Here is an 11,386-nt window from a genome sequence, read left to right as displayed (position 1 = left end):
TGATCGCCGCACGCTTGAGGTAGCTCTCGATGGTGTTGACCTTCAACGCCAATTGCTCGGCCAACTCCGGCGCGGTGCGCCCGGCCAGCAGGCCTACGCACACTTCCAGTTCACGGTTGGACAAGGTAAGCCCCGATTGCACCAGGCGCTCCTGGATGCGTCGGCGCAAGGTGTCGATGCCCTGGGGTTGAGGCACTGCGCACGGGCTGTCCGGGAGCGATGGCTGCAGCGCGGTGATGTGTTGATCGTTCCCTCACTCCGCGTGGGAACGCCGCCATGGACGCTCTGCGTCCACGGTGACGCAGAGCGTCACGGGATTTATTCCCTCGCGGAGCGTGGGAACGATCTTAGTCTTCGGTCGAGTACATCCACCGCAACAACGAGTGCCGTCCGCTGATCCCCAACTTGATCGCCGCACGCTTGAGGTAGCTCTCGATGGTGTTGACCTTCAACGCCAATTGCTCGGCCAACTCCGGCGCGGTGCGCCCGGCCAGCAGGCCTACGCACACTTCCAGTTCACGGTTGGACAAGGTCAGCCCCGATTGCAGCAGGCGCTCCTGGATGCGTCGGCGCAAGGTGTCGATGCCCTGGGGTTGAGGCACTGCGCACGGGCTGTCCGGGAGCGATGGCTGCAGCGCGGTGATGTGTTTTTCCACCATGGGCAGCAACAGCGTGGAGAAGTCCTGGAGCATGCTGCGCTCTTGCGCAGAAAAGCTGTCGGACGGGTGCGAGCGATACACCGACAGCACATAGCGCACATCGTCCTTGCGGCGCGTGAGGTGCAGTTGTGCGGCGAGTTGCTCGCTGCCCAGGGCCGCCGCCGAATCGGTGTACACCGGGCTGATCTTGCGGCGGCCAAGGCCTTCGCGGCTGACTTGCAATTGGGTGATATGGGTGGCGTCCACTGCCAATTGGGTGAGGATCAGGTCATGCAGCATGCGTGGGAAATGGCGGCTGCCGGTGCTGGCGATGACCTTGCCTATCTGTGGGAACAGGTGTGAGTTCATCAATTCGTCCATGAGTTTCGTGCAGGTATCGGGCCTTATAGCGACGGGGGTTAAGAAGGTAACTAATGTGAATAACCTGCAGTGATAGTGCGTCCCGCCGCTGACATGCTAGTACAGCCTGGCTAAAGGAGGGGGATCCAATCTGCGAAAAAAAAACATTAAACAGGCAGAGCGGCAGTCGGATCCTTCCGACCGCCGCCCAGGCACCGCATAACCCATGGGGTTGGACGCTATTTCATCGCATACGCCGCTGTCGCAATGGGCCGCAGGTTGGCAGCTCTGCACTTGGCCAGGGCCTGATGGATATCGGCCAGCAGGTCGGCAACGTCTTCAAGCCCCACCGACAAACGCACCAGCCCCTCGCTGATACCGTGCTGCGCCCGTTGTTCGGGCGTGTAGGTGGAGTGGGTCATGCTTGCCGGGTGTTGGGCCAGTGATTCGGCATCTCCCAGGCTGACTGCGCGGGTGAACAGTTGCAGTGCGTTCATGAAGCGCTGGCCGGTTTCGAGGCCGCCCTTGAGTTCAAAGGCGATCATGCCGCCGGGCAGTTTCATTTGCCGGTTTGCCAGTTCGTATTGTGGGAAAGAACGCAGACCGGGGTAGGTTACCCACTGCACCGCAGGGTGCGCCTGCAGCGCCTCGGCCACCGCTTGGGCGTTGCTGCAATGGCGGTCCATGCGCAGGCCCAGGGTCTTGAGGCCGCGCATCAGCAATGCGGCGTCTTGGGGCGACATCACCGCGCCGGTCAGGTCCTTGAGCCCTTGCAGGCGAATGCGCTGCGCCAGGGCCTGGTTGCTCACCGCGATGCCTGCGGTGATGTCGCCGTGGCCACTGAGGTATTTGGTGGCCGAGTGCACCACCACATCGGCGCCCAGTTCCAGGGGACGTTGCAGATAGGGGGTGCAATAAGTGTTATCGACCACCACGGTGACATTCGGCTGCTGATGGGCCAGTTCGGCCACGACGGCGATGTCGATCAGGCGCAGGTTGGGGTTGGCCGGGGTCTCGCAGTAGAGCATGCGGGTGGCCGGGGAGAACGCTGCTTGCAGGGCGGTGAGGTCGGTCAGGTCGACATGCCGCACCTTGATGCCGAATTCGCTCAGGCCGTGGTGCAGCAGGGCGAACGTACAACCATAGAGCGTCTGGCTGACGATGATCTCGTCGCCCGGGCGCAACAGAGTCCAGAACGTCGCGGCAATCGCGCCCATGCCGGAGCTGAACGCCACGGCGGCCTCGCCGTTTTCCAGGCTGGCCATGCGTGACTCCAGCAGGGCCAGGGTCGGGTTGGAAATGCGCGTATAGAAGTGGCCGCTGGCTTCGCCGGCAAAGCAGGCGGCGCCGTATTCGACGGTGGGAAAGGCGAAGGTCGCAGACAGATAGATCGGCGGGACGAGTGCGCCGTGGTGGTCCTGGGCGTCATAGCCGTGGTGTATGGCACGGGTGGAAAAGCCGAATGTGGTGTGTTTATTGTGCATGTCGGGCGCTCCTTATTTCCTACAATGCTATGCTCATAACCACGGATGAACCTTGCAAAAAAGCCCGGAAAAACCTGCGTTTGTGGATCAAACACCGATAAAAATAATGATTAGAGGCACGTTATGCCCATCAAGCTGGACCGCACCGATAAAGCCCTTTTGAACGCGTTGCAGGGCAATGCCCGCCTGACCGTGGCCGAGTTGGCCGAGCGGGTGGCGCTCACCACTTCACCGTGCTGGCGTCGGGTGCGCACCCTGGAAGAAAGTGGGGTGATCAGTGGCTACCAGGCGATTCTCTCGCCCAAGGCACTGGGCTACGGGGTGACCGCGTTCGTCAGCATCATGATGGAAAGCCACACCCAGGAAATTGCCCGGGCGTTCGAGCAACGTCTGTTGGCCATCCCAGAAATTGTGGCGTGCCATAACGTCTCTGGGCGCTATGATTTTTTGCTGGAAGTGGTGGCCAAGGACCTGGAATCGTTCGGTGAATTTGCCCGAGAGGTCTTGCAGACCTTGCCTTGCGTCAAGGAGATCTATTCGAGTTTTTCCTACAAGTCGGTAAGGCCGCTGCGGGTAATTCCGCTGCCGGGTTGAGGCACGGCTTAGCGCTTCAGTCGACATCGTGTGGATACCCAGGCAAATCGAAGACGAAAAAAAACCGGCTGATCAGGCCGGTTTGGGGTGTCCCGCCAACAGTGCGGGGTTATACGTGGGTGCTCAGCAGACGCTCGGCACCACCTTCAGCCAGGCCACGTTCCTGCAGACGATCAGCACCGCCTTCAGCCAGGCCACGTTCCTGCAGGCGCTCGGCACCACCTTCAGCCAGGCCACGTTCCTGCAGACGCTCGGCACCGCCTTCAGCCAGGCCACGTTCCTGCAGACGATCGGCACCGCCTTCAGCCAGGCCACGTTCCTGCAGACGATCAGCACCGCCTTCAGCCAAACCACGTTCTTGCAGACGATCCGCGCCACCTTCGGCAACACGGGTTTCTATCAGGCGATCCGCGCCGCCTTCAGCGACAACCGGGTGGGCAAAAGCGTTTGCAGCGAGTACCGAGAAAGCGAGGCTAAGCAAGAGTTGGCGTTTCATGATGATGTGCTCCGAGTGTTTTAGTTGGGTGCCGTTTGGCATGGGTTTGATGTTACGCGTTGCATTTTTTTAGAGAACTTCATTGCGCTGATGGTGACTATCGATGCCAACGATGGTCCCGCTGGCGGGACCATCACTGCGGCCGTCATGGCATTTGCGGCAGTTCGTTGGGGCGCAGGTCAAACACCAGTACTTCAGCGTCTTCGCCGTGGCTCAGGCGGATCTGGCGTTCGTCCCGTACGCGTACACCGTCGCCTTCCTGCAAGCGCTGGCCGTTGAGTTCAACGCTGCCGCGCGCCACATGGATGTAGGCGTAGCGATCCGGTGCCAGCTCCAGGCGGGCACTTTCGTCAGCGTCGAACAGCCCGGCATACACCCGTGCGTCCTGGCGCACTTTCAGCGAACCGTTGGCGCCCTCCGGCGAGATGATCAACTGCAAGCGCCCACGTTTTTGCGCTTCTGTGAAGTGCTCCTGCTGATAGCGCGGCTTGGCGCCTGCTTCGTTGGGCACGATCCAGATTTGCAGGAAGTGCACGCCATGACGCTGGCTGTGGTTGAACTCACTGTGGGCTACGCCGCTGCCCGCGCTCATCAGTTGCACATCGCCGGGGCGGATCACCGAGCCGGTGCCCAGGGTGTCCTTGTGTTCCAGCGCGCCTTCGAGCACGTAGGAGAAGATCTCCATGTCACGGTGCGGGTGCTGGCCGAAGCCTTTGCCTGCGGCGACGCGGTCGTCGTTGATCACCAGCAGGTCGGAAAAACCCTGTTCCTTGGGGTTCCAGTAGTTGGCGAAAGAGAAGGTGTGGAACGACTTCAACCAACCGTGATTGGCGGCGCCGCGTTCGGAAGCTTTGCGAAGGGTCAGCATGGGTTCAGTCCTCAAGTGAGCGCGGGCTGCGAGATGCAGAGCGCTTGCGTTGAGAAGAAGGTTAATGGTTAACGAATGATTGATTAAGAAGATGAAAATAGAATAACTGTCTCTTTGAAGTTGACAGTTAAAGTCGTGCCATAATGCCCGTCGCACTCCTTCTCGATGGACATTTCCCGCTTATGAAAACCGTGGCCATGGCGCTGTTCCCGGACTTCCTGCTGCTCGACATGGCCGGGCCGCTGGAAGTGTTTTCGATTGCCAACCGCTACCTGCCGGCGGCCGACCACTACCAGATCCTGACCATCGGCACTGAGCCCGGTCCGTTGCAGGCCTCCAATGGCGTGAGCGTGCAGACCGACCTGCTGTTGGAACAGGCCCACGCGGCTTATGACCTGCTGTTGGTGCCGGGCGGCCCCGGCGCCTATAACGAATGCCACCCCGCGTTGTTGCCCTGGCTCAAAGCTGCGGCGCCACGGGCTCGGCGTTTTGGCTCGATCTGCACCGGCGCTTTTGTGCTCGGCCACGCAGGTTTGCTCGACGGGCACCGCGTGACCACCCATTGGCACTACACCGAGCGGTTGATCAAGGCGTTTCCCGGCGCCATCGTCGAGACCGATCGCATCTATTTGCAGGACGGGCGCCTGATTACCTCTGGCGGCGTCACTGCGGGTATCGACCTGGCCCTGTCGGTCGTGGCCCAAGACCATGGCAAGCAAGTGGCGGTGGATGTGGCCAAAGTGCTGCTGGTGGTGATGAAGCGCCAGGGCGGCCAGGCCCAGTTCAGCCCGATGACTGCCGCCGTGGCGCCTCAGGAAACTCCGATCACCCGCGTGCAGAACCACGTCCTGGCGCATCTGGATCAACCCTTTACCATCGAGTCCATGGCTGAGTTGGCCGGAATGAGCGCGCGCCACTTCGCGCGGCTGTTCGCCAAGGACGTGCAGATGACGCCCATGGCGTTCCTGCAGGGCGCGCGCATCGACCGGGCCCGGCACCTGCTGGAAACCACCGACCTGCCGCTCAAGACCGTGGCCTTCCACGCAGGCTTTGGCAGCGTACGGCATATGCGTTTTCTGTTCAGCGAAAAGCTCGGGCTGAACCCTACCCAATACCGACAACAGTTCAGTTAACGACACCATGTCCGTCTCAGGCACCCGATTGTCCGTATCGCTCCCCGTGCCAGCATTGTCCTGTCATCGCCAACTGGCAAGATAGCGTCGAGCCCATGGAAAAAGGATGCGCAGGCACTCAAGCACGGGTGTTTCAGCGCTTTGACGGACATGCAAAATGGTACGGCGGTGAGCTTTGGCCCCTACACCTTTCATCGGCAGCAGCGCCTGGTCAGCAAGGCGGGCTGGCCGGTGCCACTGGGCGGGCGAGCCTTGGATATTCTCGCAGTACTGCTCGAAGCGCCCGGGCACTTCGTCAGCAAGGCGACCTTGATCGAACGGGTGTGGCCCAACAGCGTCGTTGAAGACAGCAACCTGCGTGTGCATATCGCCGCGCTGCGTCGTGCCCTTGACGGCCAACGCTGGATCCTCAATCACCCCCAGCGCGGTTACTGCTTCGCTGCGCCTGCGCAGGACGCGCTGCCGACGCTGCTGCCTCAGCACAACCTGGCTGCACGGCTCAGCCCGGTGTGGGGGCGAGATGAACTGGTGGGCGTGCTGGCGCGACGGTTGCCTGTGCAGCGGTTATTGACCCTCACCGGCGTGGCCGGCATTGGCAAGAGCACGCTGGCCCTGGCCCTGGCCGAGCGGGTATTGCCGCGTTATCGCGACGGCGTATGGTGGGTCGACATGGCCGTTGTGCAAACCCCGAGCGAACTGCTCGGTAGCCTGGCCAGGGTGTTGCAGTTGCATTCGACGCCCGCGAGCCTCAACGAACTGGGCCGGCGCCTGGCCTCGCGCCACGTGTTGCTGGTACTCGACGGCGCTGACCTGCTGCTGGGCGCGTGTCGACAACTGATGCGTGCGCTACGCGAGGCGGCGCCGGGCATCAGCGTGCTGATCACCAGTCGCGAAGCCTTGCTGGCCCCTGGCGAGTGGATAGTGCGCGTGCCTCGGCTGGCAGTGCCGCCGCCAAAGGCGTTGGCCAATGTCGAGCAGGCGATGGCCTGTCCTGCGGTGCAACTGTTCGTGGCGCGCGCGCGTGCCAATCAGCAGGGGTTTGATTTGCGGCCTCAGGACCTGGCGCCGCTGGGCGACCTGTGTCGGCGTCTGGACGGCCTGCCGTTGGCCCTGGAATTGGCGGCCGCCCAGGTGGATGCGTTGGGCATCGGCGGTGTGCAGACGCAAGTACGCACAGGCTTGCAAGTGCTGGCCCGTGGGCGCCGCACGGCAGTGGAGCGCCATCGCTCACTGACCGCGGCCCTGGATTGGAGCTACGAGCGCTTGAGCCTGCCGGAGTGCTGGCTGTTTCTGCAATTGAGTCTGTTCAAGATGGCAGTCACCTTACCCACCCTGAGTGACCTGGTGACCGGTACCGAGCTCGAACATGCCGATCTTTCTTACCTGCTGGCGCGCCTGGTCAACGTCTCGCTGCTGAGCGTCGAGCCCGGCCTGGGCCCGGCGCGCTATCGGCTGCTCAACTGTGTGCGCAGCTACGCTTTGGGGCAACTGCGCGACCCGCGTCAGGTCGCGCGTTTGCAGCAGGGCTACGCGCCTTGCCTGGGGGCGTTCTCAGGCCGGCCGTTTGTCCTGCAACTCGTCGAGCAGGCAGCGCACGCGCAGTAGATCCTGAGTGGCGAAGCCTTCGCTGAAACGTGCGTGGATTGAACTGAGTAAGTCCCTGGCGAGCTGAATGCGCCCCTGCTGTTGCCACAGTTGCGCCAGGGCTGCGCCGCAGCGCAGCTCCCAGGCCAGGGCGCCTTGCTGGTGCGCCAGGCCCAGCGCCTCCAGCAGCAGGGTTTCAGTGGTGTGCTCATCCTCTAGCTGCAAGGCGTACACCCGCAGAATCTCCGGGGCGCACCAGCCCGCCGCGCCACTGCGCGCGCGTTCCAGGGTTGGCACATCCACAGCATGGGTGCCGAAGGTGATCAAGGTGTCTTGGATCAGGCCCAGGCCCTGCCAATCCGGTTGGCCAAGAATACCGGCGTAATGCCCGGCCCAGGTCTGGAACAACTGCACAGAATGCTTGTGCGACTGCTCCAGCAGCAGCCTTTGCAGGGCTTGGGCGTCATCTTCGGCGCCGTTGTAGCGGGCGATCACCACCCCAGCCAGGGCCAGGGTGTAGCAGATCGAGGTGCCGTGGTTGATCTGTAGCGCCAACTCCAGCGCCTGACTGGCGGTGCGCCAGGCGCGCTCGGGAAAGCCCTGCAACCACAGGATTCGCGCCAGCACGGTCAAGGAGGCAACGCCCTGGTCGTACTGCACGCCAACGCCGAGGGCAAAGCGGTTGACGTGACCGCTTTGGGACATGCGCTGCAGCACCTGCTCGGCGTGGTGCCGGGCGAGCGTCTGGTTGCCGGTGTAATGCTGGCCCAGCGCACGCAACCGCTGCGCGCTAAGGCCCAGCAACGGCTCGGTGCGTGGGTCGAGGCGTTCGAACTGCACACTCAGCGCCTGCGCTGGGCCGTAGCGCCCGGCGCACAGGTTCACCGCCATCAGCCCGGAGACCGCCCGCAACTGGCCGCCAAGGTCCTGGGTTGTCTCGGCCAGGCGTGCGGCACCCTCGAATGCCGCAATGGTCCGAGGTGCGGCGCCCATGGCGTGGTAGGAGAGGCTGCCCAGGGCCAATTGCAGCTGCAGGGTCAATTGCGTGCAGGGCGCGGTAACCTGGCCAATCAGCGCCAGCGCCTGGTCCACATAGCCGCCGTGCTCACGCAGCAACGACAACTCTTGCCACAGCGGCATCGCGCTGACCGTCAGGCGGATAGCCAGCAACTGCGCACCGCCATCGGCAAAGCCCCAGTCGAGGGCGGCACGCACGTCTTCGCGCAGCGGTGCGTAACGGTCGATCCACGGCTGTGTGGCGATCAGGTCCCAGTCGCCCTGGGCCTGTTCCATCAGCGCCAGGCAGCGTGCAGCGTGGCGCTCTCGTGTGGCATGCAGTTCGCAGGCCTGGCTGAGCTTTTCCAGGGCGTAGGTGCGGGTGATGTCCAGCAGGCGATAGACCATCTCGTCATCGCTTGCTTCCACGTTCAACAACGACTTGGCCACCAGTTGCGTAATGGAGCCCAGCACTTCGGCGGGGGCCACTTGCTCCCCGGCGATCACCGCCGCTGCGCTGACCAGGCTGAAGCCGCCACGGAAGACCGCCAGGCGGCGCAGGCAGATTTGCTCGCACGCCGTGAGCAGGTCAAAGCTCCAGTCGAGCGTGGCGCGCAGGGTCTGCTGGCGGGGCAGGGCACTGCGTCGGCCGCGGGTCAGCAGCCGAAAGTTGTCTTCCATCTGCACCAGCAGGCCCGGCAAGCCAAACCGTTCGATTTGCGCGGCCACCAGTTCGATCGCCAGGGGAATGCCGTCCAGGCGCTGGCAGATATCAATCGCCAGGGGCAGTTCAGCGTCGCTGAGGGCAAAGCTCTCCTGGTGGGACATGGCGCGCTCGATCAGCAATTGCATGGCCGGGTAACCCAGGGCCTGGGCGCGGTTGCCGGTGGCGGGCGGGCAGGCCAGCGGCTCAAGGCGCTGCACATATTCACCTTCGGCGCGCAGGGCTTCGCGGCTGGTGGTGAGGATGTGCAGGTGCGGTGCATGGCGCAGCAGGGTTTCACTGATCAGGGCGATGTCGTCGAGCAGGTGCTCGCAGTTGTCGATCACCAGCAGCATCTGGCGTGCCTGCAGGCTGCGGGCGAGGCTGGCCAGGGAGGCATTCTCGCCCGGTGTCAGGCCGAGCAGGGCGGCCAGGTTGGGCAGGATCATGGACGCGGCACTGAGCGGCGCCAGGTCCAGCAGGTGAATACCGTCGCGGTAATGCCCGATCAGCAATTCCGCGACGCGCAGGGCGACGGTGGTCTTGCCGATGCCACCGGCGCCGGTCAGGGTGATAAAGCGCTGCTGCGGCAGTTGTTGTACCAGGGCGTCGATCAGCGCTTGGCGGCCGATCATGCGCGTGCGCCGCAGGGGCAGGTTATGGCTGGGGCGTTGGGGCGCACCGTCGGTGGGCAGCGTCATGGGTTCGATGCTCAGTGGCGCAACAAAACTGTAGCCGCGCTGGGCGACCGTGACGATATAGCGCTGCCCGGCCTGCCCGTCGCCCAGTGCCTTGCGCAACGCAGCCATGTGCACCCGCAGGTTGCCGTCTTCCACCACGCTTTTGGGCCAGACCCTTGCGATCAACTCCTGTTTGCTCACCACATTGCCGGCGTGCTCCAGCAGGATCAGCAGAATGTCCACCGCCCGCCGCCCCAGGCGCAGCGGGCGGCCGGCCTCCAGCACCAGGCGCTGGCGCGGGTGGATGCGGTAGGGGCCGAAATGCACGGCCTGGTCGCTCAAGTCATTCATGGCTGCCCAGGTTCTGGAGGAAGGGAGCGACCAGCATATTCCAGGTACGTGCAGACCACTAGGCAGCGATCACATCAGGTTTGCTGCGCGAGTGGTGATTTCGCCAGGTCATCGGGTTGACGCCTTCGCTGCGGGTGAACATATGGCAGAAGTGCGCCTGGTCGCAAAAGCCACATTCCAGGCTGATCTGGGTGAGGCTCAGGGACGAGCCGGTAATCAGTTCCTTGGCGCGCTGGATGCGTTGCTGGCGAATCCATTCCTGGGGCGACAGCCCGGTGGTGCACTTGAAGGCGCGGGAAAAATGGCTGCGCGACAAGGCGCAGGCCTGGGCCAGGTCGGCGATCGCCAGGCTTTCGCCGAGGTTGGCGAGGATCAGTTGCTTGGCGATGCGCTCGCGCCGGGGGCACAGGCCACCGGTGGCGGGCAACCGGGGGGAATATTGCTCGAGTCGGGCCATGACAAATATCCGCAGTCGATGGGAACGTTCCCGGTGGATGGGTGCAGTGTAGACGCGCTTCATCTTGTTGCCGGAGCGCCTGGCTGACGAGTTAATCGTTGTTAATTTCGCCAGGTGCGGTGCCGGAAAAGACAGCACAGCTATGCAATCCCAGGCGTGCAGTGCATGCTTCCCTGGCCCCCTGGAAAACGTTTGGATAGCGCCCATGAACCGCAACGATCTGCGCCGCGTCGATATGAACCTGCTGGTGATTTTCGAAGCCTTGATGTTCGAGAAAAACCTGACCCGAGTCGCCGAAAAACTGTTTATCGGCCAACCGGCAGTGAGCGCCGCGCTGGGCCGTTTGCGCGATTTGTTCGACGACCCGTTGCTGCTGCGTAACGGCCGTGCCATGGAACCCACAGCGCGCGCACTGGCGATACTCAAGGAGCTGCAACCTGCCATGGACACCATCTCGGGCGCCGTCAGCCGCGCCAAGGATTTCGACCCCTCCACCAGCTGCGCGGTGTTTCGTATCGGCCTATCCGATGATGCGGAGTTCGGGCTGTTTCCGTCGTTACTCAGCCGCCTGCGCGAAGAAGCGCCAGGCATCATCGTGGTGGTGCGCCGCGCCAATTACCTGTTGATGCCTTCGCTGCTGGCCAGCGGTGAAATTTCCGTGGGGGTCAGCTACACCACCGATCTGCCGGCCAATGCCAAGCGCAAGAAACTGCGCGATATCCCCTGCAAGGTCCTGCGCGGGGATGACGGCGAGGCGCCGCTGACCCTGGATGATTACTGCGCCAGGCCCCATGCAATGGTGTCGTTCTCCGGTGACCTGAGCGGCAATATCGACCTGGACCTGGCCCGCATCGGCCGCTCGCGCCGCGTGGTACTGGCGGTGCCGCAGTTCAGCGGGTTACGGGCGTTGCTGGCGGGGGGGCAGATTATTGCGGCCGGGGCCGAATACGCCGCGGGGGGGCCGGCCGAAGGGACACGGGCGCGCGCCCGGGGCCCGCCGGTTGCGGATGATGGGGCGGGAACTGTGGGGGGGGTGGGGGGG

At 63.4% G+C, this 11,386-nt stretch carries 10 protein-coding genes and 1 pseudogene; 4 read left to right on the top strand and 7 right to left on the bottom strand.

The window, feature by feature from the left end; genetic code table 11:
- From GIW79_RS28720 to GIW79_RS28710, 3 genes and pseudogenes are all read right to left on the bottom strand, one after another.
- Window positions 1–247 (bottom strand): annotated as a pseudogene (locus tag GIW79_RS28720) (LuxR C-terminal-related transcriptional regulator); the annotation flags it as partial.
- 100 nt (window positions 248–347) lie between these two features.
- Window positions 348–1,007, bottom strand: a complete 660-nt coding sequence (locus tag GIW79_RS28715; RefSeq protein WP_169922153.1) for a helix-turn-helix domain-containing protein — start codon at window positions 1,005–1,007, stop codon at window positions 348–350.
- 230 nt (window positions 1,008–1,237) lie between these two features.
- Entirely contained in the window at window positions 1,238–2,482 is a 1,245-nt protein-coding gene (locus tag GIW79_RS28710) for a methionine gamma-lyase (protein ID WP_236455387.1), read from the bottom strand.
- A gap of 123 nt (window positions 2,483–2,605) precedes the next feature.
- Here GIW79_RS28710 and GIW79_RS28705 point away from each other — a divergent pair, with 123 nt between their 5' ends.
- The gene (locus tag GIW79_RS28705) at window positions 2,606–3,076 is read left to right on the top strand and encodes an Lrp/AsnC family transcriptional regulator (protein WP_014718112.1); all 471 of its coding nucleotides are present in this window, start codon (window positions 2,606–2,608) and stop codon (window positions 3,074–3,076) included.
- Window positions 3,077–3,185: 109 nt separating this feature from the next.
- Here the strand turns inward: GIW79_RS28705 and GIW79_RS28700 are convergent, their stop codons facing one another.
- Entirely contained in the window at window positions 3,186–3,572 is a 387-nt protein-coding gene (locus GIW79_RS28700) for a hypothetical protein (protein ID WP_236455382.1), read from the bottom strand.
- 145 nt (window positions 3,573–3,717) lie between these two features.
- Window positions 3,718–4,440, bottom strand: coding sequence for a pirin family protein (locus tag GIW79_RS28695; protein WP_034127388.1), 723 nt, complete (start codon window positions 4,438–4,440; stop codon window positions 3,718–3,720).
- Between the two features lie 182 nt (window positions 4,441–4,622).
- Here GIW79_RS28695 and GIW79_RS28690 point away from each other — a divergent pair, with 182 nt between their 5' ends.
- Both GIW79_RS28690 and GIW79_RS28685 read left to right on the top strand, forming a co-directional pair.
- Window positions 4,623–5,573 (top strand): GlxA family transcriptional regulator, encoded by a 951-nt coding sequence (locus GIW79_RS28690; RefSeq protein ID WP_236455380.1) that lies wholly within the window; start codon window positions 4,623–4,625, stop codon window positions 5,571–5,573.
- Between the two features lie 150 nt (window positions 5,574–5,723).
- Window positions 5,724–7,178: a winged helix-turn-helix domain-containing protein gene (locus tag GIW79_RS28685; protein ID WP_236455378.1), complete on the top strand. Its 1,455-nt coding sequence runs from the start codon at window positions 5,724–5,726 to the stop codon at window positions 7,176–7,178.
- Here the strand turns inward: GIW79_RS28685 and GIW79_RS28680 are convergent.
- Both GIW79_RS28680 and GIW79_RS28675 read right to left on the bottom strand, forming a co-directional pair.
- Window positions 7,125–9,887 (bottom strand): ATP-binding protein, encoded by a 2,763-nt coding sequence (locus GIW79_RS28680; protein WP_236455377.1) that lies wholly within the window; start codon window positions 9,885–9,887, stop codon window positions 7,125–7,127. The two genes, GIW79_RS28685 and GIW79_RS28680, sit on opposite strands and share 54 nt — an antisense overlap.
- Window positions 9,888–9,945: 58 nt before the next feature.
- Window positions 9,946–10,344, bottom strand: a complete 399-nt coding sequence (locus GIW79_RS28675; protein ID WP_034127392.1) for a helix-turn-helix domain-containing protein — start codon at window positions 10,342–10,344, stop codon at window positions 9,946–9,948.
- Between the two features lie 205 nt (window positions 10,345–10,549).
- Between GIW79_RS28675 and GIW79_RS28670 the strand changes: the two genes are divergently transcribed.
- The coding region (locus GIW79_RS28670; protein WP_236477461.1) for a LysR family transcriptional regulator at window positions 10,550–11,386 on the top strand (837 nt) is incomplete at its 3' end.

The sequence above is a fragment of the Pseudomonas sp. PA-7-1E genome (assembly GCF_021605325.1).
In the GTDB taxonomy this organism is placed as follows: domain Bacteria; phylum Pseudomonadota; class Gammaproteobacteria; order Pseudomonadales; family Pseudomonadaceae; genus Aquipseudomonas; species Aquipseudomonas fluorescens_BV.
Note: the sequence above shows the minus strand (reverse complement) of the source record. Positions and strands in the feature narration are given on the sequence as shown.